A 23,089-nucleotide genomic window follows, 5' to 3' on the forward strand; every position below is an offset into this window, starting at 1 on the left:
ACATGCGCGCATCGCCCCTGCCCCTCCTCCTCGCCGCCTCCGTCCTCGCCGTCCTCGCCGCCTGCGGCGCCGAACCGGCACTCGACGCGCCGGCCTCCTCCGCCCCCGTGGTCGCCGGCAAGAAGATCAACCTGAGCCCGGAGCAGAACCGGGTGCGGACCGCGAAGGTCGCGGCCATCGCCGCCAAGGTGCCGAAGGAGATCGCCGCCGACGGCAAGCTCACCGTCGGCTTCAGCGCCGGCGGCGCGCCCCCGCTGGTGTCCCCGGCCACCGACGACACCACCCTCATCGGCGACGAGACCGACCTCGCCCAGCTCGTCGCCGACGTGCTGGGCCTGGAGTTCACCCCGCAGTCCAGCTCCTGGGAGAACCTGTTCCTGGCCGCCAAGTCCAGCAAGTACGAGGCCGTCTTCAGCAACGTCACCGTCACCGAGGAACGCAAGGACACCTACGACTTCGCCACCTACCGCATCGACCAGCTCGCCTGGCAGGTGCCCGACAACAGCCCCGTCAAGGCGATCAAGGGGCCCGCCGACATCGCCGGGCTGCGCGTGTCGGTCGGCGCCGGCACCAACCAGGAGAAGATCCTGCTCGACTGGGACAAGCAGAACCGCGCCGCCGGCCGCGAGCCGGTCGAGATCCTCTACTACGAGAGGTACGGCGACGTGCTGCTCGCCCTGAAGTCGGGCCGCGTGCAGGCGTACTTCGGCCCCAACCCGAACATCGCCTACAACATCGCCGTCAGCGGCGGCTCGCGCATCGTGGGCACGTTCTCGGGGGCGGGGCCGGACCTGCAGGGACTCATCGCCGCCATGACCAAGAAGGGCAACGGCCTGGTGCAGCCGCTGAACGAGGCGCTGAACACCGTCATCCGGAACGGCACGTACCAGCAGGTGCTGGAGCGGTGGGGGCTGGCCAACGAGGCCGTCCCGGAGTCGCGGATCAACCCGCCCGGCCTGCCCCGCCAGCCGGCTTCGTGAACGGCCCCGGCGTGCGGCGCAGCAGGTAGGTGTCCATGATCCAGCCCTTGCGGGCGCGGGCCTCGGCGCGCAGCTCGCGGATGCGGTCGCCGACCTCGGACACCGGCCCCGACACCAGGATCTCGTCCGGCGTGCCGAGGTAGGCGCCCCAGTAGATGTGGAAGTCGTCGAGCCCCGCGAACGAGCAGTGGGCGTCGAGCATGACCACCACGTCGTCGGCGGTGGGGCCGTGCTCGGCCAGGCGGCGGCCAGTGGTGAGGTGGGTGGGCCGGCCGACCTGGGTGAGGCCGACGCGGTGGCGGGCGGTGAGCGCGGCCACGCTGCTGATGCCGGGGACGACCTCGACGTCGAAGGTGACGTTCCCGCGCTGGAGGATCTCGTCGAGGATGGCGAGCGTGCTGTCGTAGACGGCCGGGTCGCCCCACACCAGGAACGCGCCGGTCTCGCCGTCGGCCAGCTCGTCGCGGATGAGCGCCTCGCAGGCGAGCGCGCGGCGCGAGCGCCAGTCCTCGACGGCGGCGGTGTAGGCGGGGGAGTCGCGGTCGCGCTCCGGGTCGCGGGCCTCGGCGATCCGGTACGGCTTCCGGCCGTGCTCGGCGATGAGGTCGAGGCGGAGCTGGACCAGCTCGTGCTTGACCTCGCCCTTGTCGACGACGAAGAACACGTCCGTGGCGGCGATGGCCTTGACCGCCTGGAGGGTGAGATGGTCGGGGTCGCCCGCGCCGATCCCGATGACGAGGAGCCGCTTCATCCGGCAAAGTCTGCCAGATGGGCAGATATACGATATCCAGCGCACATCGCGTAGAGGAGAATCGTGAACCTGGCTGAGCAGGGCGACGCCTTCGCCGCCTTCTGGCAGGAGCGGCACCTGTGCACGCTCGCCACCGCCCGCCCCGACGGCCGTCCGCCGCACGTCGTGCCGGTGGGCGCGACGCTGGACCTGGCCGCCGGGATCGCCAGGGTGATCACCTCGGGCACCTCGTACAAGGCCAGGCTGATCGGCCCGGCGGGCGCGCCGGTCGCGCTGTGCCAGGTGGACGGCCGCCGCTGGTCGACGCTGGAGGGGCTGGCCGTCGTGCGGACCGAGCCTGAGCAGGTGGCCGAGGCGGAGCGCCGCTACGCCGCCCGGTACAAGCCGCCCCGGGTCAACCCGTCGCGGGTGGTCGTGGAGATCCAGGTGACGCGCGTGCTGGGCAACGTGTGATCACGGTCGTCGGGATCGGCGCCGACGGCTGGGACGGGCTGGCTCCGGCCTCACGGCGGGCGGTGGAGGCGGCCGGCGTGCTCATGGGCGGCCCACGGCAGCTCGACCTCGTCCCCGGCTCGGAGGCCGAACGGGTGGCCTGGCCGTCCCCGCTGCTGCCCGCACTGCCCGCGCTCCTCGACCGGTACGCCGGCCGCGAGGTGTGCGTGCTGGCCAGCGGCGACCCCATGTTCCACGGCATCGGCTCGACGCTGGTGCGGCTGCTCGGGGCGGAGCGCGTACGGGTGCTGCCGCACGTGTCGTCCCTGTCGCTGGCCTGCGCCCGGCTCGGCTGGCCGGTCGAGCGGGTGGAGGTCGTCAGCCTGGTCGGCCGCCCGCCCGCGGCCCTCGCCGCCGCGCTCGCGCCCGGCCGCCGGGTCGTCGTGCTCGGCGCGCGGCCCGACTCCCCGTCCGTGGTCGCGGAACTGCTCGTCGCCCACGGGTACGGCCCCAGCCCGATGACGGTGCTGTCGGACCTGGGCGCGCGGCAGGAGTCCGAGCTGCGGGGCACGGCGGAGGGCTGGAGGGCCGCCGAGGTGTCCCCGCTGCACGTGATCGCCGTCGAGTGCGCCCCGGCCCCGGACGCGGAGCCGCTGAGCAGGGTGCCCGGGCTGCCGGACGGCGCGTACGAGCACGACGGGCAGCTCACCAAACGGGAGGTCCGCGCCGTCAGCCTGTCCCGCCTGGCCCCGATGCCGGGCGAGCTGCTGTGGGACGTCGGCGCGGGCGCGGGCAGCATCGCCGTCGAATGGATGCGCAGCCACCCGTCGTGCGCGGCCGTCGCGATCGAGAGCAGGCCCGACCGGGCCGCCGCCGTACGCCGCAACGCCGAGCGGCTGGGCGTGCCGTCGCTGCGCGTCGTGGAGGGCAGGGCGCCCGGGGCGCTGGACGGGCTGCCCGCGCCGGACGCGGTGTTCGTCGGCGGCGGCGCGACCGCGCCCGGTTTGCTGGAACGGTGCTGGTCGGCGCTGCGGCCCGGCGGCCGGCTGGTCGTCAACGCCGTCACCCTGGAGTCCGAGGCCGTGCTCGCGCACTGGTACGGCAGGCTCGGCGGCGACCTGGTGCGGCTCGGCGTCCAGCGGGCCGCGCCGGTGGGCGGGTTCACCGGCTGGCGAGCGGCCATGCCGGTGACCGTGTGGTCGATCACAAGGAAGGACTCACCGTGACCGTGTACTTCGTCGGAGCCGGTCCCGGCGCCGCCGACCTGATCACGCTGCGCGGCCTGCGGCGGCTGGAGTCGTCGCCGGTCTGCCTGTACGCCGGGTCGCTGGTGCCACGGGAGCTGCTCGACGCCTGCCCGCCGGGGGCGAGGCTGGTGGACACGGCCGATCTGACGCTCGACGAGATCATCGCCGAGCTGGCCGCCGCGCACCGCGACGGGCTCGACGTGACGCGGCTGCACTCGGGCGACCCTTCGGTGTTCAGCGCCGTGGCCGAGCAGATGCGCAGGCTGGACGCGCTCGGGGTGCCGTACGAGGTGGTGCCGGGGGTTCCGGCGTTCGCGGCGGCGGCGGCCTCGCTCGGCCGCGAGCTGACCGTGCCCGGCGTCGGGCAGACGGTCATCCTCACGCGTACCTCCGCCCGCGCCACGCCCATGCCGGACGGCGAGGACCTCGGCACTCTCGGCGCGAGCCGCGCCACGATGGTGCTGCACCTGGCCGTGCAGCGGATCGACGAGGTGGTGGCCGAGCTGGTGCCGACCTACGGGGAGGACTGCCCGGTGGCGGTCGTGGCACGGGCTAGCCGGGCCGACGAGGTGATCCTGCGCGGGACGCTGGCCGACATCGCCGGGCAGGTCCACGAGGCCGGGATCCGGCGGACGGCGGTGATCGTCGTGGGGCGGGTGCTGGCGGCGACACAGTTCCCCGGCAGCCACCTCTACAGCGCGGCGAGGGACAGGCCGGCCAGGGATGGCGCGTGCGGCGGGTCCTGATTCTGGGCGGCACCGCCGAGGCTCGCGCGCTGGCCGCCGAGCTGGCCGCCGATCCCGCGCTGCGCGTCGTGTCGTCGCTGGCCGGGCGGGTCAGCAACCCGCGCCTGCCGGTGGGCGAGGTGCGCGAGGGCGGGTTCGGCGGTGCGGAGGGGCTGGCCGCCTGGCTGACGCGGGAACGGATCGACGTGCTGGTGGACGCCACGCACCCGTTCGCCGAGCGGATGACGGCCTCGGCGGCGGCGGCCTCGGCGGCGAGCGGCGTGCCGCTGCTGGCGCTGCGCCGTCCGGGCTGGCGCGAAGGGCCGGGCGACGACTGGCTGCGGGTCGGCTCGTTGCCTGCGGCGGCCGACCTGCTGGTCAGCCGCGACTGGAGGGCCGGGGCCGCCGCGCCGGGCGAGGTGCGGGTCTTTCTCACCACCGGCCGCCGCAGCCTGCCGGTCTTCGCGCCGCTGCCGGGCGTGTGGCTGCTGGCCAGATCGGTGGACCCGCCCGAGCCGCCGGTCCCCGCGAACGCGTACGTCCTGCTCGACCGGGGACCGTACACCGTGGAGGGCGAGCGCGCCCTCATCCGCGAGCACCGCCTGGACGTGCTGGTGACCAAGGACAGCGGCGGCCGGATGACCACGGCCAAGCTCGTCGCGGCCCGCGAGGCCGGACTGCCGGTGATCATGGTGGACCGGCCGCCGCCGCCCCCGGGCGTCCGTACGGTGGACAGCGTGGCGGCGGCGGTGGCCTGGGTTCAGGGGTAGCGGCGCGGGGTGTAGACGACGCCGCCGTTGACGCGGGTCGTGGAGGAGCCGACGATCAGCAGGCAGCGCATGTCCACCTGGCCGGGGTCCAGCTCGCCGAGCGTGGTGACGGTGACGCTCTCCTCCGGACCGCCGACGTCCCTGCCGATCACCACGGGGGTGTCCGGCGTCCGGTGCTCCAGCAGCAGGTCACGGGCGGCGCCGAGCTGCCACGTACGGCTGCGCGAGGCCGGGTTGTAGATCGCGAGCACCAGGTCGGCCCGCGCGGCGGCGCTCAGCCGGTCGGCCACCACCTCCCACGGCTTGAGCAGGTCGGACAGCGACAGCACGCAGTAGTCGTGGCCGAGCGGCGCGCCCGCCCTGGCGGCCACCGCCTGCGCGGCGGTCAGCCCGGGGACGACCCGCACCGGCACGCCGGGGAAGTCGGCGGCGGCTTCGAGCACCGCGCTGGCCATGGCGAACACGCCAGGATCGCCGGACGACACGACCGCCACGCGGGCCCCGTCGCGGGCCAGCTCCAGCGCGTGCCTGGCCCGCTCCGCCTCGACCCGGTTGTCCGTGCGGTGGCGGCGCTGGCGCGGGTTGGGGGCCACGCGGTCCACGTACGGGCCGTAGCCGACGAGGTCGGTCGCGGCGGCCAGCGCCTCCTGCGCCTCCGGCGTCAGCCACGGCCGCCCGGCCGGGCCCAGCCCGACCACGACCACCTCGCCCCGCCCCTCCGCCGCCGGACGTTCCGGGACGAACGTGCGCTCGGCCGGGCTCGCGAGCAGGGCCAGCGAGAAGTACGGGACGTCGGCCGGGTCCACGTCCTTGAGCGGCGCGACCCGCTCGGCGCCCATGGTGGCGCGCTCGACGTACCAGGCGTCGTCGAGCCGTCCCGCCTCGGCCAGCGCGTCGCGGACCTTGCCGAAGGTGCGGCCCAGCTTGAGCACGGCGGCGGAGTCGGTGTCGCGCAGCCGCTCGGCCAGCACGGGGGCGGGCAACGTGCCCGGCAGCACGGTCAGCACCTCGTCCCGCTCCACCAGCGGACGCCCGAGCACGGCGGAGGCGGCGCTGACCGAGGTGACGCCGGGCACCACCTCGGTGGGGTAGCGGTGGGCGAGGCGTTTGTGCAGGTGCATGTAGGAGCCGTAGAACAGCGGGTCGCCTTCGGCCAGCACCACCACCGTCCGGCCCGCGTCCAGGTGCGCGGCCAGCCGCTCGGCGCAGTCGGCGTAGAAGTCGTCGAGCGCGCCCTGGTAGCCGCCGGGGTGGTCGGTGGTCTCCGTGGTCAGCGGGTAGAGCAGCAGCTCCTCGACCTGACCCTCCCGCATGTACGGCAGCGCGATCGAACGGGCGATGCTGCGGCCGTGCCGGGCGGCGTGGTAGGCGATCACGTCGGCCTCGCCGATCAGCCGGGCCGTCTTGACCGTGACCAGCTCGGGGTCACCGGGACCGAGGCCGACCCCGTACAGGCGTCCTGTCAACGTCGTCTACTCCGTCTCATCCGCGATGGCGTTGACCGCCGCCGCCGTCATGGCACTGCCGCCGCGGCGGCCGTGCACCACCAGGTACTCCAGGTCGCTGCCGGCCAGCGCCTGCTTGGACTCGGCCGCGCCGATGAAGCCGACCGGGATGCCGAGCACGGCCGCCGGGCGTCCCGCCCCCTCGGCGACCAGCTCCAGGAGGCGGAACAGCGCGGTCGGCGCGTTGCCGATCGCCACCACCGCGCCCTCCAGGCGGTCGCGCCACAGCTCAAGGGCGGCGGCGCTGCGGGTGGTGCCGAGCCGTTCGGCCAGCTCGGGCACGCGCGGGTCGCCCAGCGTGCAGAGCACCTCGTTGCCGGCGGGCAGCCTGCGCCTGGTCACGCCCGAGGCGACCATCATGGCGTCGCACAGCACGGGCGCGCCGCCGCGCAGCGCCTCGCGGGCCCGGACGACCGCCCCGGGCGACCAGGCCAGGTCGTCGACGAGGTCGGTCATGCCGCAGGCGTGGATCATGCGCACCGCCACCTGGGCCACCTCGGGCGGCAGGCCCGTGAGGTCGGTCTCGGCGCGGATGGTCGCGAACGAGCGCCGGTAGATCTCGGCGCCGTCGCGGATGTAGTCGCTCAAGGGTGGCGTTCCTCGTATCCGTTCGTGGTCGCGATCAGCTGGACGACCGGGCCGCGCGGCAGGCCGCAGCGGCGCTCGCAGCCCGCCCAGTGGACGGGGGTGGCGGGGGCGCGGTCCAGGCCCTCCACCCAGCGCCGGGCGTCCGCCCGTACGTCGGCGAGGGCCTTGGCGCAGCCGGGACGGCCGGTGCAGGCGGTGACGCCGGCCCAGGGGGAATCAGGGTCGGTGACGAGCCCCATGCCGTCGAGCGCCTTCCCGGCCCGGTCCGCCTCGGCGGGGGAGAGGTCCGGCAGCACGACGGTCCGCCAGGGCGTCAACCGCACGGCGTGACCGGTGTCCGCGAGCGCCAGGGCCTGGCCGGACGTCAACCGCCCAAGCGGCACAACGGCCTCGACGGCCACCCGCCCGTCCCGCTGCACCATCCGGCCCGCCGCTGGCCTGCCTGCACGGGGCGGCGGGAGGCGGTCGGGACCGGGCAGCCGACGGGCCGGGGCTGGAACAGGAGGATTCGCGCCGCCGCCCAGGCGGGCCAGGTCCGGGACGGGCGGGTTTGCGCCGCCGCTCGGGCGGGCCGGGGCCGAGATGGGCTGGTTCGCGTCGTCGGGCAGGCGGGCCGAGTCCGGGACGGGCTGGTACGCGCCGCCGCGCAGGCGGGCGGCGATTCGGGCCGGGCCGTCGTCCAGTTCGCGGACGCGCCAGGCGCGGTCATCGCCGGAGGGCAGCTCGTCGAGGAACGCCTCGGCGGCGTCGATCATGAGCGCGATCGCCGCGTCCGGCCCGGCGGTCAGCCCGGTGTCCGTTCCGGCGAGCAGCAGCCGCCCGGCCGCCGCGTCCGAGACGTCCGCGCCGCGCGCCGGCGTCGTGTCCGAGACGTCCGCGCCGCGCGCCGGCGTCGTGTCCGAGACGTCAGCGCTGAGTTCGGACGCCGCGTCCGAGGTGGCCGCGCCGAGCCTCGTCGCCGCGTACGTGACGTCCGCGCCGAGTCCGGCGACGTCGCCCGTGCCGTCGTCCAGGGCGAACAGGAAGCGTCCCGGTAAGCCGGCCAGCCGGGGGCGCGCGCACAGGGCCCGGTCGAGGGCGTGGGCCATGGCCAGCACGTCCACCAGCCCGTCCGGGCCGCGTCCGCTCAGCGGGGAGGCCACGATGTTGCGGACCCGCTCGTGCGCGGGCGACGGCAGCAGCCCGGCCGCCGCGATCCGCCGGGCGAAGACGTCCGGCGAGCGCAGGCCCCGCACCTGGACGTTGGCCCGCGACGTGAGCTCGATCACGTCCGCCCCCAGCTCGGCCGCGCAGGCGGCGAGCACGCGGAGCTGCGCGGCCGACACCGCGCCGCCGGGCAGGCGCACGCGGGCGAGCGGGCCGTCGGCGGCCTCGTGCACCTGCAGCGCCCCCGGACAGGCATCGGGACGCGTACGTCCGGGAAATTCACCTACGGGCACGAAGGGATCGTAACGCCACTTCTGAGGCGGGTCGCTCCTGCCGTAAGCTTCGGCGTAGGCGATGGCAAAGGGAGGAAGCCGGTGCGAATCCGGCGCGGTCCCGCCACTGTGACCGGGGAGCGAACCCCACCACAAGGCCACTGTCCGGCGACGGACGGGAAGGCCGGGGTGAGCGTCGATCCGGGAGCCAGGAGACTCCTGCCGTCGCAACACCCGCGACCGGGGCGAGGACCCCGAGGGAGGAACGCGCCGTGCCTGGCGACAGCCGTACCGTCCTGCTGCTCTCCACCTCCGACACCGACCTGCTGAGCGCCCGCGCCTGCGGCGCGGACTACCGTCTGGGCAATCCGGCCCGGCTGACCGCCGAGGACCTGCCCGGCCTGACGGAGGGGACCGATCTCGTCGTGGTGCGCCTGCTGGGCGGGCGCCGGGCCTGGGAGGAAGGGCTGGACGCGCTGCTGGCCGGGCCGCGCCCCGTCGTGGTGCTGGGCGGCGAGCAGGCGCCCGACGCCGAGCTGATGGAGCTGTCCACGGTCAGCGGCGGGGTGTGCGCCGAGGCGCACGCCTACCTGGCCCACGGCGGGCCGGCCAACCTGGCGCAGCTGCACGCGTTCCTGTCCGACACCGTCCTGCTGACCGGGCACGGGTTCGAGCCGCCCGCCGCCGCGCCCACCTGGGGACGGCTGGAACGCCCTGCCCGCTCCACCAGCGGCCCGGTGGTGGGGGTGCTCTACTACCGGGCGCACCACATGGCGGGCAACACCGCGTTCGTCGAGACACTGTGCGCCGCCGTCGAGGACGCGGGCGGGCAGGCGCTGCCGATCTTCTGCTCGTCCCTGCGCGCGGCCGAGCCGGAGCTGCTCGACACGCTGCGCGCGGCGGACGCGCTGGTCGTCACGGTGCTGGCGGCGGGCGGCTCCCGCCCGGCCACCGCCGGCGCGGGCGGCGACGACGAGGCATGGGACGTCGGCGCGCTGGCCGGGCTCGACGTGCCGATCCTGCAGGGGCTCTGCCTGACCACCACCCGCCAGGCGTGGGAGGAGAACGACGACGGCCTGTCGCCGCTGGACGCCGCCTCCCAGGTGGCGATCCCGGAGTTCGACGGGCGGATCATCACGGTGCCGTTCTCATTCAAGGAGATCGACCCCGACGGGCTGACCGTCTACGTCGCCGACCCCGAACGGGCCGCCCGGGTGGCGGGCATCGCGGTGCGCCACGGCCTGCTGCGGCACACGCCGCCCGCCGCGCGGCGGCTGGTGGTGATGCTGTCGGCGTACCCGACCAAGCACTCCCGCGTCGGCAACGCCGTCGGGCTGGACACCCCCGCGAGCACCGTACGGCTGCTGGCCCGGCTCGCCGAGGCCGGCTACGACCTGGGCGACGGCTTCCCCGGCGTGGCCGAGCAGGACGGCGACGCGCTCATCCACGCGCTGATCGCCGCCGGCGGCCAGGACCAGGACTGGCTGACCGAGGAGCACCTGGCGGGCAACCCGGTCCGCATCTCCGCCGCCTCCTACGAGCAGTGGTACCGCACCCTGCCCGCGGAGCTGCGGGAGGCGATCGAGCGGCACTGGGGGCCGCCGCCGGGCGAGCTGTTCGTGCACGAGGGCGAGAACGGCGCCGACATCGTGCTGGCGGCGCTGCGGGCCGGCAACCTGGTGGTGATGGTGCAGCCGCCGCGCGGCTTCGGCGAGAACCCCATCGCCATCTACCACGACCCCGACCTGCCGCCCAGCCACCACTACCTGGCCGCCTACCGCTGGCTGTCGGCCGAGTTCGGGGCGCACGCCATGGTGCACGTCGGCAAGCACGGCAACCTGGAGTGGCTGCCGGGCAAGTCGGCGGGCCTGTCGGCGGCCTGCGCCACCGACGCCGCCATCGGCGACCTGCCGCTGATCTACCCGTTCCTCGTCAACGACCCGGGGGAGGGCACGCAGGCCAAGCGGCGCGCGCACGCCGTGCTCGTGGACCACCTGGTGCCGCCGATGGCCCGCGCCGACACCTACGGCGACATCGCCCGGCTGGAGCAGCTGCTGGACGAGCACGCCACGATCGCCGCGATGGACCCGGCCAAGCTGCCCGCGATCCGGGCGCAGATCTGGACGCTGATCCAGGCCGCGCGGCTGGACCACGACCTGGGGCTGGCCGACCGGCCGCACGACAGCGAGTTCGACGACCTCATCCTGCACGTGGACGGCTGGCTGTGCGAGGTGAAGGACGTCCAGATCCGCGACGGCCTGCACGTGCTCGGCCAGGCGCCGACCGGGCAGGTACGCGTCGACCTGGTGCTGGCGATGCTGCGCGCCCGTCAGATGTGGGCGGGCCGGGAGACCCTGCCCGGCCTGCGCGAGGCCCTCGGCCTGGCGGAGGACGGCACGGCGGGGCTGGGCGAGGTGGACCGGGCGGAGTCGGTCGCCCGCGCCCTGGTCGAGGCCATGGAGGAACGCGGTTGGGCGCCCGAGTGGGCACCCGAGGTCGCCCGCGCGGTGCTAGGGGGCGCGCCGGAGGTGGGGTCGGAGGTCGCCCGTACGGCGTCGGGCGGTGCCCCGGAGGTGGGGTCCGCGGTCGCCCGCGCGGCGCTGCACGACGTGCCGCCGGAGCGGGTGGAGCTGGTGGCGCGCGTGCTCGCCTTCGCCGCCACCGAGATGGTGCCGCGCCTGGCCCGCACCACCGACGAGCTCGACCACGTCCTGCACGCCCTGGACGGCGGCTACGTGCCCGCAGGGCCCAGCGGCTCGCCGCTGCGCGGCCTGGTCAACGTGCTGCCGACCGGCCGCAACTTCTACTCCGTCGATCCCCGCGCGGTGCCGAGCCGCCTGGCCTGGGAGACCGGCCAGGCCATGGCCGAGTCCCTGCTGGCGCGCTATCGCGCCGACACCGGCGAGTGGCCGTGCTCGGTCGGGCTGTCGGTGTGGGGCACCAGCGCCATGCGCACGGCCGGCGACGACGTCGCCGAGGTCCTGGCCCTGCTCGGCGTCCGTCCCGAATGGGACGACGCCTCGCGCCGCGTCACCCGGCTGGAGCCGATCCCGCTCGCCGAGCTGGGCCGCCCGCGCATCGACGTGACGGTCCGCATCAGCGGGTTCTTCCGCGACGCGTTCCCGCACGTGGTGAGCATGCTCGACGACGCCGTACGGCTGGCCGCGTCGCTCCCGGAGCCGGCCGAGGACAACTACGTGCGCGCCCACGTGGCCGCGTCCGGCGGCGACGAGCGCCTGGCGACGATGCGGATCTTCGGCTCCGCGCCCGGCGCGTACGGGGCGGGGCTGCTGCCGCTCATCGACAGCCGCAACTGGCGCGACGACGCCGACCTCGCCGAGGTGTACGCCGTGTGGGGCGGCTACGCCTACGGCCGCGACCTCGACGGCGTCGCCGCCCGCCCGCAGATGGAGGACGCCTACCGCCGCATCGCGGTCGCCGCCAAGAACGTCGACACCCGCGAGCACGACATCGCCGACTCCGACGACTACTTCCAGTACCACGGCGGCATGATCGCCACCGTGCGGGCGCTCACCGGCAAAGCCCCGGCCGCCTACGTCGGCGACAGCACCCGCCCGGACGCCGTACGCACCCGCACCCTGTCGGAGGAGACCTCGCGGATCTTCCGCGCCCGGGTGGTCAACCCGCGCTGGCTGGCCGCCATGCGCCGGCACGGCTACAAGGGCGCGTTCGAGCTGGCCGCCACCGTCGACTACCTGTTCGGCTACGACGCCACGACCGGCGTGGTCGCCGACTGGATGTACGACAAGCTGACCGAGACCTACGTCCTCGACCCCGAGAACCAGGAGTTCATGGCCCGCTCCAACCCGTGGGCGCTGCACGGCATCGCCGAACGCCTCCTGGAGGCCGCCGAGCGCGGCATGTGGGAGCACCCCGACCCGGAGGTCCTGCGCGGCCTGCGCGAGGTCTATCTCAAGACCGAGGGCGACCTGGAGGACGACACCAGCCGCTGAGCCAGGTGCGGCGCGCCCGCCCAGTGCAGGTGCAGATAGGACGCGGTCACGCCGCGGTCGCCGTACCCGTCGTGGCCGCCGTCCCAGCGGAACAGCGGCTCGCCGGTGTACCGGACGGCGGTGCGGTGGAACTCGTGTCCCCGCAGCCGCTCGCCCGCCCTGGTGAGCGGCGAGCGCCGCAGCGCGAGCGCGTCCCGGTAGCCGAGCGTCAGCCGGGACGTCATCCGCGCCCGCCCGGGGACCCGGCCGCACATGCGCCGGCCGTCCAGCTCGTCGCACAGGTACAGCAGTCCCGCGCACTCGGCCGCGATCGGTCCGGGGAAGGCGGCGACCTGCTCGCGCAGCGGCTCGTTGGCGGCCAGTTCGGCGGCGTACATCTCGGGGAAGCCCCCGCCGATCACGAGTGCGCCGGCGCCGTCCGGCAGCCGTTCGTCGCGCAGCGGATCGAAGACGGCGACCTCGGCCCCGGCCGCCCGCAGCAGCTCGGCGTGCTCGGCGTAGCCGAAGGTGAACGCCTCCCCGCCGGCCATCGCGACCACCGTCCGGCCGCCCGCCGCGCCAGGAGCGGCCGGCGGCGGCTCCCAGGCGGGCCCGCCCAGCGGGGGAGCCGAGCGGGCCAGCCGCAGCAGCGCGTCCAGGTCGCACGAGCGGGCCACCAGCGCGGCCAGCCGGTCCACCGCCGCCAGCGCCTCGGCCTTCCGCTCGGCGGCGGGCACCAGCCCCAGATGCCGGGACGGCGTGGCCACGGCGTCGTCGCGGCGGATCGCCCCCAGCACCGGCACCCCGGCGGCGGCCAGCGCGGAGCGGCACAGCTCCTCGTGCCGGTCGGAGCCCACCCGGTTGAGCACCACCCCGCCCACCCGCACCCGCGGATCGAACGTGGCGAACCCGTGCGCCACCGCCGCCACCGACCTGCTCTGCCTGGCCGCGTCGAGCACCAGCACCACGGGCGCGTCCAGCAGCGTCGCGACGTGCGCGGTCGAGGCGAAACCGGAGTCCCCCTTGCCGTCGAACAGGCCCATCACGCCCTCGACCACCGCCACGTCGCACCCGGCCGCGCCGTGCAGGAACAGCGGCGCGACCAGCCGCTCGCCGACGAGCCACGGGTCCAGATTGCGGCCGGGACGGCCGGTGGCGAGGGCGTGGTAGCCCGGATCGATGTAGTCGGGCCCCACCTTGTGGGGCGACACCCTGAGCCCGCGCGCCCGCAGCGCCGCCATCAGCCCCGTGGCCACCGTCGTCTTGCCGCTGCCCGACGACGGGGCCGCGATGACGAGCCGGGGAACTACCACTCGATGCCTTTCTGCCCCTTCTGCCCGGCGTCCATGGGGTGGCGCACCTTGCCCATCTCCGTCACCAGGTCGGCGGCCTCGACCAGCCGCTCGGGCGCGTCCCGCCCCGTGATCACGACGTGCTGGTTGCCCGGCCGCGCCGTCAGCGCCGCCAGCACGTCGTCCAGATCCAGCCAGCCCCACTTCAGCGGGTACGTGAACTCGTCCAGCACGTAGAACCGGTACGTCTCGGCCGCCAGGTCGCGCTTGACCTGCTCCCAGCCCTCGCGGGCGTCGGCCGCGTGGTCCTCCTCGGTGCCGGGCCGCTGGATCCACGACCAGCCCTCGCCCATCTTGTGCCAGGTCACCGGCCCGCCCTCGCCGCTCTCGCCGAGCACCTTGAGCGCCCGCTCCTCGCCGATGCGCCACTTGGCCGACTTCACGAACTGGAACACCCCGATCGGCCAGCCCTGGTTCCAGGCGCGCAGCGCCATCCCGAACGCGGCCGTGGACTTGCCCTTGCCTGGCCCGGTGTGGACCATCAGCAGCGGCCGGGTCCGCCGCTGGCGCGTGGTGAGGCCGTCGTCGGGCACGACGGCCGGTTTTCCCTGCGGCATGATCAGACCGCCTTCCTGTAGTCACGGACGACCGCCCCGAGGTCGGCCAGGGAGTCGAGGGGCACCAGGCGGGCGCGCAGCCGGGACGCCAGCCGGACGGCCAGGCCGAGCCTGACCGGCCCGCTCTCGCAGTCCACGACCACCGACGCGGTGCCCTTCAGCAGCGCGGCGGCCCGGTCCACGTCGCCGCCCGCCGTGGCCCGCCCGTCGGTCACCAGCACCAGCAGCGGCCGCCTCGCCGGATCGCGCAGCCGCTCCACGCGCAGCACCTCCGCCGCGCGGGTCAGCCCCGCCGCCAGGGGCGTGCGCCCGCCGGTGGGCAGGGACCGCAGCCGGGCCGCGCCCGCCTCCACCGACGACGTGGGCGGCAGCGCCACCCGCGCGCCGGTCCCCTGGAAGGTGATCAGGCCGATCTTGTCGCGCCGCTGGTAGGCGTCCAGCAGCAGGCTGAGCACGGCGGTCTTGACGGCGGTCATCCGCTTGCGGGCCGCCATCGAGCCGCTGGCGTCCACGACGAACAGCACGAGATTGCCCTCCCGGCCTTCGCGCACGACCTCACGCAGGTCGTCGCCGCGCAGCACCAGGCCGGTGCCGTGACGGCCGCGTCCGCGCTGGTGCGGGGCCGCCGCAAGCAGCGTCGCCGGCACGTGCAGGTCGCCGATCGGGCCGTCCGGGCGGCGAGAGCCGGTGCTCCGGCCGCGCCGGGTCCGCGACCGCGACCGCCTGCCCGCCGCGCCCTCACCGAGCCCCGGCACCTCCAGCAACGGCACCCGGTACGGCGCCGCCACCCCTGCCACCCGGTGCGCGGCGCCGGGCGGTGTGCCGTCCGAGGGCTCCACGGAGTCCGGCGGCCCGGCGTGATCCCGCCCGCCCGATCCTGGTCCCGCACTCGCCGAAGCCGAAGCCGAAGCCGGAGCCGGAGCCGAAGCCGGAGCCGCGCCCATGCCCGCGCCGTCCGGCCCCGCCGCGTCCGCGGGCGGTGGCGACGTTCCCGCCGAACCACGGCCGTCGCCGCCGAGGCCGCGACGGTCGTTGCCAGGACCGCCGTCGCCGCCCGGACCGCTGCCGTCATCGCCCGGACCGCCGGCGCTGCTCCCCGGACCGCTGCCGTCGTCGCCCCGGCCGCCGCCGCCGTCATCGTCGCCGGGCCCGGGCTCGTCGTCCCCCGCCGTACGCTCCAGCAGCTCCTCAAGCAGCCGCTCGTCCAGCCCCGGCGCGTCGAACGGATCGCGCCGCCTGCGATGCGGCAGCGACAGCCGGGCCGCCGCCCGCACGTCCTCGGTGGTCACGGCGTCGCGCCCCTGCCAGGCGGCGTGCGCGATCGCCGCGTTCGCCGTCACCAGGTCCGCGCGCAGGCCGTCCACCTCGAACGCCGCGCACACCGTCGCGATCTGTCGCAGCCGCGCGTCCGGCAGCCGTACCCCGGGTACGCGGGCGCGGGCGGCGGCGATCCTGGCCGCCAGCGCCGACTCCTCCGCCGCCCAGCGGGCCGCGAACGCCGCCGCGTCCGCCTCGAAGGCCAGCCGCCGCCGCACCACCTCGGCCCGCTCCTCCGGGTCCCGTGACGCCCGGACCTCGACCGTCAGGCCGAACCGGTCCAGGAGCTGCGGGCGCAGCTCGCCCTCCTCCGGGTTCATAGTCCCGACCAGCAGGAAGCGGGCGGCGTGGCGTACCGACACCGACTCGCGCTCGACGTAGCACGTCCCCAGGGCGGCGGCGTCGAGCAGCAGGTCCACGAGGTGGTCGTGCAGCAGGTTCACCTCGTCCACGTACAGCACGCCGCGGTGGGCGGCGGCCAGCAGGCCGGGCTCGAACGCCTTCACGCCCTCCGTCAGCGCCCGCTCCACGTCGAGCGAGCCGGCCAGCCGGTCCTCCGACGCGCCCACGGGCAGCTCCACCAGGGCCGCCGGACGTTGCACGCCCTCGGCCCCCGGCTCGTGCGGCCCGTCCGGGCAGCCGGGGTCGGGCGCGGCCGGATCGCAGGCGAACCGGCACCCCGGCACCACGACCACCGAGGGGAGCTGGGCGGCCAGCGCCCGTACGATCGTGGACTTCGCCGTTCCCTTCTCCCCGCGTACGAGCACCCCGCCCACCCGGGGCGAGACCGCGTTCAGCACCAGCGCCAGCTTCAGGTCGTCGAGGCCGACGACGGCGCTGAACGGATAGGTGACGATCAAGACTTCCAGACCTTCCGGTTGACATGGGCCACCCGCCAGCCGTCGCGCGTGACGACCAGCTCGGTGGTGGACAGAGGCGCCACATCGAAACGGGCGGTGGCCCGCGGGCCCAGCCCGAGGGCGTGACCGAGCGCCGCCCGGATGGCGCCGGCGTCGCAGACGGCGACCGCCTCGGGCTCGTCCCGTGCCGCTTCGAGCCAGCCGGCGACCCGGACGGCGAGCGCGGCCAGGGACTCGCCGCCGTGCGGGGCGGCGTCCGGGTCGGTCAGCCAGCTCGCCAGCGCCTCCGGCTCCTCCCGCGCGACCCGCTCGTACGGCAGGCCGCGCCACCGCCCGCAGTCCGCCTCCCGCAGGGCCGGAGCCTCACGTGGCTCCAGCCCCAGAGCGGCGGCGGTCCGCCGGGCGGCCCTGGCCGGGGCCACCCACGCGGGGAGCGCGGCGAACCCCAGCGCGGCGGCCCTGGCCAGGCTCGCCTCGTCGGCGTCGTCCTCCTCGCGGGGGAAGCACGCGGCCCGCATGCCCGGCGTCGTGGCGTGCCGGACGAACAGCACCCGCTCAGCCCGGCACGGCGAGGGGCGCAGGAGCCGCCGCGCGCCGCGCCACCCGGTCGCTCGCCCAGCCGAACAGCACGCCGAACGCCGTCCAGAAGACGAGCTGGGTGCCGAGCGAGGCGAGCCTGAACTGCCACAGCAACGTCGCGGGGAAGCCGTCGGGCACCTCGTCGACCGCCGGCAGCAGCCACCAGGCGGCGGCCACGGGCACGAGGAAGGCGGCCACCGCCGCCACCCACCGTGCCCAGTCGTCCCCGGTGGTGACCCGGCGGGCCGTGGCCACCGCGATCGCCGTCGCGGCCAGCCCCACGAGGATCATCACCACGTAGAGCAGGGTGCGGCTGTCGATGGTCTCCGGGTCGCCCACCGCCGGTGGGTTGGCCGGATATTTCACGAAGGGAACCAGGATGACCGCGCCGAACGCCGTCCCGGCGGCGGCCAGCGCCAGCCGCCCGTCCGAACGCGGCCCGACCCGCCCGCGCAGGCCCGCGAACACCAGGGCGAACACGCCGCCGACGGCCAGCCCGTAGAGCCCGGTGGCCAGGAAGAGCGCCGCCTTCTGCGCCGGCCTGCTGACCGCGGCCCCTTCGCCGTGGTCGTGCGCCGCCTCCCCGGCGGTGTGGTCATGCGCGGCCTCCCCGGGGGCGTGGTCGTGCGCCGCCGTCCCGGCGGCCGCCTCCTCCAGGGCGATCGCGTCATCCACGCGAGGCTCGCCGAAGACGAAGGCGAAGCCGCCCGCGACGAGTCCGGCCAGCAGCCCCATGAGCAGGCCCCTGACCAGGAGAGTGCGTACCACCCCGCCCCCTAGTGGCAGGGCACGCCGAGCAGATGCCGCCCGTCGTGCATGAGTTCGTGCAGGAATGCTCCCGTCTGGGAGATGGCGCCGTTGTCCATCAGGACGAGGTACGCCACGAGCAACAGCACGGGCACGGCCAGCAGCCAGGGCCGCAGGCGCGGGAAGGGAATGGACGACGGAACGGACGACGGGCTGGACAACCCGCTCATGTGAGCCTCCTCAGGGTGACGCGTCCCATGTTGCGAGGTCACGGTCGCCAAGCGACCTGGCTCCCGGGATCAACGTCCCGGATACAGTGGCGCGTCCGCACCGGCATCTCACCGGATTTCCCTTGGACAACCGTGAAATCTCCCGGAACGTATCCTTTTCTCCCGTTCGCGTCAATGCGTCCCCGGGGCGGGCAGGTCGGCGTGGCAGGCGCCGGAGGCACGGAAGGGCTCGGCGAGCTGGGCGAGGTAGGCGGTGGGGTAGTCGGGCTTGGCCGCCATGCCGAGCTGGTCGGAGGTGAAGCGGCGGGCGGGGTCGTAGGAGAAGGTGCCGAGCAGGTGATCCCAGGTCAGGGTGAACAGGCCGAAGTTGACGTCGCCGATCCCGGCCCACTTGAGGTGGTGGAAGCGGTGGCCCTCGTTGAGCGCGAGCACGTACGTCAGCGGGCCGACGCGGTAGTCGGCGTTGGAGTGCTGGAGCAGCAGTTGCACGGCGACGGCGACGGCCAGGGCGGAGGCGACGTCGACCGGCAGGCCGACGAGGATGAGCGGGGCGACGCCGGCGCCCATCTCCACGGTCTGGTGCAGGGGGTGCTTCATCAGCCCGTTGAAGCCGTAGAAGCGCTTGACGGAGTGGTGGACGGCGTGGAAGCGCCACAGCACGCCGATCTTGTGGCTCGCGTAGTGCGTCAGGGTGATGCCGAGGTCGGCGATCAGGACGGCGGCCAGCACCTGCAGCGCGAAGGGCCATGAACGCGGCCACAGGTCGGCGACCGTGACGGTGGCCGCCAGCAGCGGGATGACGCCGACGCTGACGAGCAGCAGCAGCTCGTTGACCGCGGCGTGGGCGACGTCGCGGGAGCCGTCCCCGGCCGGGCTGTTCCATTCGGCCTCGTACGGCAGGGCGCGTTCGGCCGCGAAGGAGCAGCCGATCGCGGCCGGCAGCAGGCCGACCAGCCAGAGCTTGGAGGCGCCGGAGGCGGCCAGCGCGATGGCGGCGCCGTTGACGCCGAGCAGCATGAACGGGACATATCCATAACGGATGACTGTGCGGTGCATGCCGATCAGCCTCGCGGCGGCCGGCCGTCCGGGGCTTGGACGGATCCGCTGTCCTTCACGCCCGCACGAGGTGGATGAGCTGGGAGGGGGCCAGGCCGAACATCTCGTGGCAGACCCGGGTCAGGTGGGAGCCGTCGGCGAAACCCGCGCCGTGCGCGGCCTCGGTCAGCGTGGCGCTGTCGCGGGCCAGCTCGATGGCGCGGCGCAGCCGGGCCCAGCGCACGTAGACCGGGTAGGGCAGGGCGAGCTCGGCGGTGAACAGATGGCCGAGGCGGCTGGCCGACAGGTGGACGGCGCCGGCCAGGTCGGTGAGCCGGACGGGGCCGGCCAGCAGCTCCGGCAGCAGCTCCAGCGCTCTCCGCAGCGCCGGGTGGCGCGGGCCCGGGACCGCGGCCGTCCAGGCACGTACGAGCGCGGCCGGATCGCGGGACTCGTCGCCGGCCGGCACCAGGGCGTGCGCCGCGTCCACCCAGGCGCCGACCCGGTCGCGGCCCGGCCAGGCCGCAGCGGTGAGCAGGTGGCGGCCCGCGCCGCCGGCCGGATCGAGATAGAGCATGTCGGCGCGGGCGCCGGGGCCGCCGCGCACGGCGTGCCTGGCGCGCGGCGGAATGATCGCCGCCCGCACCCGGCGGCGGATGTGGTGGGCGTCGGCCAGCTCCACCGTCCCGGCGGTCACGATGATGACCTGGAGGGCGGCGTGCGCGTGCGGCTCGGTGGCGCCGACCTCGCCGCTGAAGGCCAGCCAGCCCGGCCGCAGCACGGTCGTCCCCTGCCACCCGGCCGCGGTCATGGCTGTCGTCCTCCACGATCTGGCCGCCGTGGGGGGAGACGGAGTGATCGGCGCGGCGGGCGATCCGCGTCCAGTGTGCCATCAGACCACGCGGAAGTGGTGGGTGCCGTCCCGCTCAAGCTGCTCCACCAGGCCGTACTCCCACGTGAGGTACGCCTCCATCGCCGTCCTGGCGTTGTCGGTCCCCTCGTACGGCCGCCGGTACCGATCAACCGGCTCGACCGCGTAGCGCCCCGGATCCGACTCGACCGGTCCGCGCCAGGCGGCCGTGCCGCCGTCCAGGCCGAACACCGGCGCAGGGGTGAGCCGGCGCAGGTCCGCCGCGGCGAAACGCGCCAGCACGCCGTCCGGGCAGGTGACGACGAACCGGTCAGCCGGGCCGGTCGCGGCGAGCGCGGCGGCCAGCCGTGACCGGATGGCGTACCAGGCGCCGGGGATGTGCCCGGCGGCGTAGTCCCGGCTGGGCGCGACGTCGATGACGACGGTGGAGGCCCCGTCGGCGGCCAGCCAGGCGCGCAGGGTCGCCGCGTAGACGGTGGCGCCCTGCGGCGGCTCCGGGAGGGGATCGGAGTCGCCCCGCCTGGTCAGATCCCCGGGAGCGGCGGGGCTGATCGCATAGGTCTCCCAGCCCATCTGGGCGAGCCACGACCCGGTCATCGCGGCCCGCACCCCGTCGTCGTCCACGACGACGACGCGGGCGCCGCGCACCGGCGCGTAGTGGTCGGTCTCCTGCACGAGCTGCCCGCCGGGCGCGTGCCGGGAGCCGTCGAGGTGCCCGGCCGCGAACTCGGCCGCCGAGCGGACGTCGAAGACGTAGGTCGTGCGACCGGGGTCGCGCAGGCCGGGCAGGTCGGCGGCGCCGATGAACCGCACGCCGGCGCGCCGGGCGACGTCCCGGGCCCCGGCCAGGGCGAGGGCGTGGTGCGACTCCGTCACGGCGCGCGGCGCCGCCCTGGTCGCCGCGTGGTCGAGCCGCTGCCCGGCGAGGGTCCAGCCGATGGTGCCGTTGCGCAGCGCCGCCACCGGGTTGGGCAGGCCGGCGTTGATCAGGGACTGGGCCCCGATGATGCTGCGGGTGCGCCCGGCGCAGTTCACGACGACGGGGGTGGCGGGGTCGGGGGCGAGCTCGCGGACGCGCAGCACCAGCTCCGCGCCCGGCACGCTGGTCGCGGTGGGGATGCTCATGGTCTGGAACTCCTCGAAGCGGCGCGCGTCCACGATGACGGGCGGCGTGCCGGCGTCGATGAGCGCCTGGACGTGCTGCGCGGTGAGCGACGGCGTGCCGCGGACCGACTCGACCAGCTCGCCGAACGCCTTGCTGGGCACGTTCACGTCCTGGAAGAGCTCGCCGCCGGCGGCGATCCAGCCGTCGAGCCCGCCTTCCAGCGCGTCCACGCGCGAGTAGCCGAGGCGGCGCAGGACGTCGATCGCCCGGTGCGCGGGCGCGTCCGCGTCGCCGTAGACGACGATGGGGGTGTCGCGGCGGGGGATGCGCCGCCAGGCGTCCAGCTCCAGCCGGGAGAGGGGAAAGCTGGCCGCCCACAGCGGATGGCCCCGCGCGTGGTCGGCCTCCTCGCGTACGTCGGCGATGACGATCTCGGCGCGGCGCAGCAGCAGCGCGCGGACCTGCGCGGCCGAACGAGCGGACATCGGCGGGCTCAGCGGATCTCGACGTCGGACCAGTCGAGCCCGTCGAGGTTGACGACGATCGCCTCCTGGGTGGTGCGGGCGATGACGACGACGGCCTCGGTGTCGGGGTCGGGGTTCTCCTCGCGGTGCGGGACGAACGGTGGCACGAAGATGTAGTCGCCGGGACCGGTGCTGATGCGGTGTTCGACGGGTTCGTCGCCCTCCACGTCCAGGAATACGAAGACCGGGTGCCCGGACACGACATAGATCGCGGTCTCGGACGCCCCGTGGTGGTGGTTGCCCGACGCGGTCGCCGCGGCGACGTGGGTCTGACCCATCCAGAGGTTCTCGGCGCCGACCGTCTTGCCGCTGACGGCCTCCAGCCGCGTCATCCCCGAGGTCTGCGAGGTCCGGCCGATCAGGCCGGCGGGGGCGACGTGGTGCAGGGTGCGGTGGAACGGGTCGATGCCGGCGGGCACGAGGACGCCGCTGGGCGTACGGACGAGGTCACGGCCCGTCGGGCGGGACGGCTGGCGGTCGGGCATCAGGCTCCTTTGGCGAGGACGAGGTCGTGCGGTGGCACCTTGGTCAGGACCGGGGTCGTCAGGAGGCGGCGCAGCGTGTCCGCCACGCGCTCGGCGACCGCCGGCGCGACGCCCTGGCAGGTCCACAGCGCCAGCGGCAAGGGCTTCGGCCTCGGCAGGTCGTCGCGCGGCACGAGCCCTTCCGGGGTCTGGCCGAGGGTCGCGAGCAGCGCCACGCCCGCGCCGGCGCTGACGGCGGCCTGCACGCCGGCCAGCTGGTTGGCCTCGGCGGCGATGGCGACGGGGATCGCGTGGTGCGACAGGGTCACCAGGGCGCGGTCGCGGAGGGCGCAGGGGTGGTCGAAGGCGACGAGCGGGAGCGGCCGGCCCTGCCTCGGCGGCGTCCAGCCGGGGGCGGCGTACCAGGTGAGCGCGAGGTCGCCGACCGGGGTGGCGCGCGGGTCGTCGGCGGGTCCGATGAGCAGGGCCAGGTCGATGCGTCCGGTGGCGAAGCTCTCGCGGAGCCTCGCCCCGCGGTCGATCCTGAACCTGACGCCGTAGCGGGGCCCGGCCCCGTCGAGCGCGGTCCCGTCAAGTGCGGCCGCCAGATGCGGCAGCAGTTGCGCCGCCGCGTGCTCGGTCGAGCCGATGACGATCGTGCCGCGCGCCTCGTCGTCGAAGCTGCGCAGCCCTTCGTCGTGCAGCGCCAGGATGCCGCGCGCCAGGCCCAGCAGTTTCTCTCCGTCGGCGGTGAACCGGGAGCCGCGGCCGCTGCGCTCCACGAGCGGGCGGCCGATCGCGGACTCCAGCCGGCGGACGTGCTGGCTCACCGCGCCCTGGCTGAGGTGCAGGGCGTCGGCGGCGCGCTGGAAGCCGCCGGCGTCGGCGACAGCGACGAAGCTGCGCAACGGTGCGATGTCCAGCGTACGGTTCATACCCGGAATCATACCTATTATTCCTACCTGATGTAAGGGTATTTATCACGTGACGTGATGGCCCGCGATCACGAAGCGTCGTTGGACACCCCGGCAGGCGACACCGCAGGCTGACAGGTGTGCACCAGCCGGCGGTGCTCCCCA

Annotated in this window: 21 protein-coding genes and 1 riboswitch; of the genes, 6 read left to right on the top strand and 15 right to left on the bottom strand. The window is 75.2% G+C overall.

The features are described from left to right. Nucleotides 1-2: 2 nt before the first annotated feature. A complete protein-coding gene (locus tag ABD292_RS15030; RefSeq protein WP_344207804.1) occupies nt 3-980 on the top strand; it encodes an ABC transporter substrate-binding protein in 978 nt (325 codons plus the stop codon). On the opposite strand, the gene cobF is transcribed toward ABD292_RS15030, so the two are convergent. Further along, entirely contained in the window at nt 943-1,731 is a 789-nt protein-coding gene (cobF, locus tag ABD292_RS15035; protein WP_344207805.1) for a precorrin-6A synthase (deacetylating), read from the bottom strand. The genes ABD292_RS15030 and cobF overlap by 38 nt on opposite strands. Before the next feature lie 63 nt (nt 1,732-1,794). On the opposite strand from cobF, the gene ABD292_RS15040 reads away from it, so the two are divergent. Genes ABD292_RS15040 through ABD292_RS15055 form a run of 4 tightly spaced genes read left to right on the top strand, consistent with a single transcriptional unit; the run spans nt 1,795 to nt 4,905 of the window. Further along, complete coding sequence (locus ABD292_RS15040; protein WP_344207806.1) at nt 1,795-2,184, top strand: pyridoxamine 5'-phosphate oxidase family protein; 390 nt, start codon at nt 1,795-1,797, stop codon at nt 2,182-2,184. Further along, nucleotides 2,181-3,389: a precorrin-6y C5,15-methyltransferase (decarboxylating) subunit CbiE gene (cbiE, locus tag ABD292_RS15045; RefSeq protein ID WP_344207807.1), complete on the top strand. Its 1,209-nt coding sequence runs from the start codon at nt 2,181-2,183 to the stop codon at nt 3,387-3,389. Before ABD292_RS15040 ends, cbiE begins: the two co-directional genes overlap by 4 nt. Then, nucleotides 3,386-4,156 carry a precorrin-4 C(11)-methyltransferase gene (cobM, locus tag ABD292_RS15050; protein ID WP_344207808.1) on the top strand — a complete coding sequence of 257 codons (771 nt, stop codon included), beginning with the start codon at nt 3,386-3,388 and terminating at the stop codon, nt 4,154-4,156. The genes cbiE and cobM overlap by 4 nt, the downstream gene beginning before the upstream one ends. Then, nucleotides 4,141-4,905, top strand: a complete 765-nt coding sequence (locus ABD292_RS15055; RefSeq protein WP_344207809.1) for a cobalt-precorrin-6A reductase — start codon at nt 4,141-4,143, stop codon at nt 4,903-4,905. The genes cobM and ABD292_RS15055 overlap by 16 nt, the downstream gene beginning before the upstream one ends. Here ABD292_RS15055 and ABD292_RS15060 read toward each other — a convergent pair. The 3 genes from ABD292_RS15060 to cobG are packed head-to-tail and all read right to left on the bottom strand — an operon-like array spanning nt 4,896 to nt 8,437. Beyond that, nucleotides 4,896-6,371, bottom strand: coding sequence for a precorrin-2 C(20)-methyltransferase (locus ABD292_RS15060; protein WP_344207810.1), 1,476 nt, complete (start codon nt 6,369-6,371; stop codon nt 4,896-4,898). The genes ABD292_RS15055 and ABD292_RS15060 overlap by 10 nt on opposite strands. A gap of 6 nt (nt 6,372-6,377) precedes the next feature. Continuing rightward, nucleotides 6,378-6,998 carry a precorrin-8X methylmutase gene (locus ABD292_RS15065; RefSeq protein ID WP_344207811.1) on the bottom strand — a complete coding sequence of 207 codons (621 nt, stop codon included), beginning with the start codon at nt 6,996-6,998 and terminating at the stop codon, nt 6,378-6,380. Continuing rightward, nucleotides 6,995-8,437: a precorrin-3B synthase gene (cobG, locus tag ABD292_RS15070; protein ID WP_344207812.1), complete on the bottom strand. Its 1,443-nt coding sequence runs from the start codon at nt 8,435-8,437 to the stop codon at nt 6,995-6,997. Before cobG ends, ABD292_RS15065 begins: the two co-directional genes overlap by 4 nt. 31 nt (nt 8,438-8,468) lie before the next feature. Then, a riboswitch (cobalamin riboswitch) is annotated at nt 8,469-8,650 on the top strand. A 38-nt stretch (nt 8,651-8,688) separates the two neighbouring features. On the opposite strand from cobG, the gene cobN reads away from it, so the two are divergent. Beyond that, a complete protein-coding gene (gene cobN / locus ABD292_RS15075) occupies nt 8,689-12,390 on the top strand; it encodes a cobaltochelatase subunit CobN (protein WP_344207813.1) in 3,702 nt (1,233 codons plus the stop codon). On the opposite strand, the gene ABD292_RS15080 is transcribed toward cobN, so the two are convergent. The 11 genes from ABD292_RS15080 to ABD292_RS15130 all read right to left on the bottom strand — a co-directional run bounded on the left by ABD292_RS15080 (nt 12,345) and on the right by ABD292_RS15130 (nt 22,945). Beyond that, a complete protein-coding gene (locus tag ABD292_RS15080; protein ID WP_344207814.1) occupies nt 12,345-13,682 on the bottom strand; it encodes a cobyrinic acid a,c-diamide synthase CobB in 1,338 nt (445 codons plus the stop codon). The genes cobN and ABD292_RS15080 overlap by 46 nt on opposite strands. After that, nucleotides 13,676-14,278 carry a cob(I)yrinic acid a,c-diamide adenosyltransferase gene (gene cobO / locus ABD292_RS15085; RefSeq protein ID WP_344207815.1) on the bottom strand — a complete coding sequence of 201 codons (603 nt, stop codon included), beginning with the start codon at nt 14,276-14,278 and terminating at the stop codon, nt 13,676-13,678. The genes ABD292_RS15080 and cobO overlap by 7 nt, the downstream gene beginning before the upstream one ends. Nucleotides 14,279-14,280: 2 nt before the next feature. Beyond that, complete coding sequence (locus ABD292_RS15090) at nt 14,281-16,455, bottom strand: VWA domain-containing protein (protein WP_344207816.1); 2,175 nt, start codon at nt 16,453-16,455, stop codon at nt 14,281-14,283. Continuing rightward, entirely contained in the window at nt 16,452-17,006 is a 555-nt protein-coding gene (locus tag ABD292_RS15095; protein ID WP_344207817.1) for a histidine phosphatase family protein, read from the bottom strand. Before ABD292_RS15095 ends, ABD292_RS15090 begins: the two co-directional genes overlap by 4 nt. Before the next feature lie 4 nt (nt 17,007-17,010). Next, nucleotides 17,011-17,802 (bottom strand): CbtA family protein, encoded by a 792-nt coding sequence (locus tag ABD292_RS15100; RefSeq protein WP_344207818.1) that lies wholly within the window; start codon nt 17,800-17,802, stop codon nt 17,011-17,013. 8 nt (nt 17,803-17,810) lie between these two features. Continuing rightward, complete coding sequence (locus tag ABD292_RS15105) at nt 17,811-18,011, bottom strand: CbtB domain-containing protein (RefSeq protein ID WP_344207819.1); 201 nt, start codon at nt 18,009-18,011, stop codon at nt 17,811-17,813. Nucleotides 18,012-18,182: 171 nt separating this feature from the next. Next, nucleotides 18,183-19,067 (bottom strand): sterol desaturase family protein, encoded by an 885-nt coding sequence (locus ABD292_RS15110; RefSeq protein ID WP_344207820.1) that lies wholly within the window; start codon nt 19,065-19,067, stop codon nt 18,183-18,185. Nucleotides 19,068-19,122: 55 nt separating this feature from the next. Next, nucleotides 19,123-19,857 carry a helix-turn-helix transcriptional regulator gene (locus ABD292_RS15115; protein ID WP_344207821.1) on the bottom strand — a complete coding sequence of 245 codons (735 nt, stop codon included), beginning with the start codon at nt 19,855-19,857 and terminating at the stop codon, nt 19,123-19,125. An 81-nt stretch (nt 19,858-19,938) separates the two neighbouring features. Further along, nucleotides 19,939-21,507, bottom strand: a complete 1,569-nt coding sequence (locus tag ABD292_RS15120) for a rhodanese-like domain-containing protein (RefSeq protein ID WP_344207822.1) — start codon at nt 21,505-21,507, stop codon at nt 19,939-19,941. 8 nt (nt 21,508-21,515) lie between these two features. Then, nucleotides 21,516-22,031, bottom strand: a complete 516-nt coding sequence (locus tag ABD292_RS15125) for a cupin domain-containing protein (RefSeq protein ID WP_344207823.1) — start codon at nt 22,029-22,031, stop codon at nt 21,516-21,518. Next, nucleotides 22,031-22,945 (bottom strand): LysR family transcriptional regulator, encoded by a 915-nt coding sequence (locus tag ABD292_RS15130; RefSeq protein WP_344207824.1) that lies wholly within the window; start codon nt 22,943-22,945, stop codon nt 22,031-22,033. Before ABD292_RS15130 ends, ABD292_RS15125 begins: the two co-directional genes overlap by 1 nt. Nucleotides 22,946-23,089: the final 144 nt, after the last annotated feature.

It is taken from the genome of Nonomuraea bangladeshensis, from assembly GCF_039529455.1.
In the GTDB taxonomy this organism is placed as follows: Bacteria; Actinomycetota; Actinomycetes; order Streptosporangiales; family Streptosporangiaceae; genus Nonomuraea; species Nonomuraea bangladeshensis.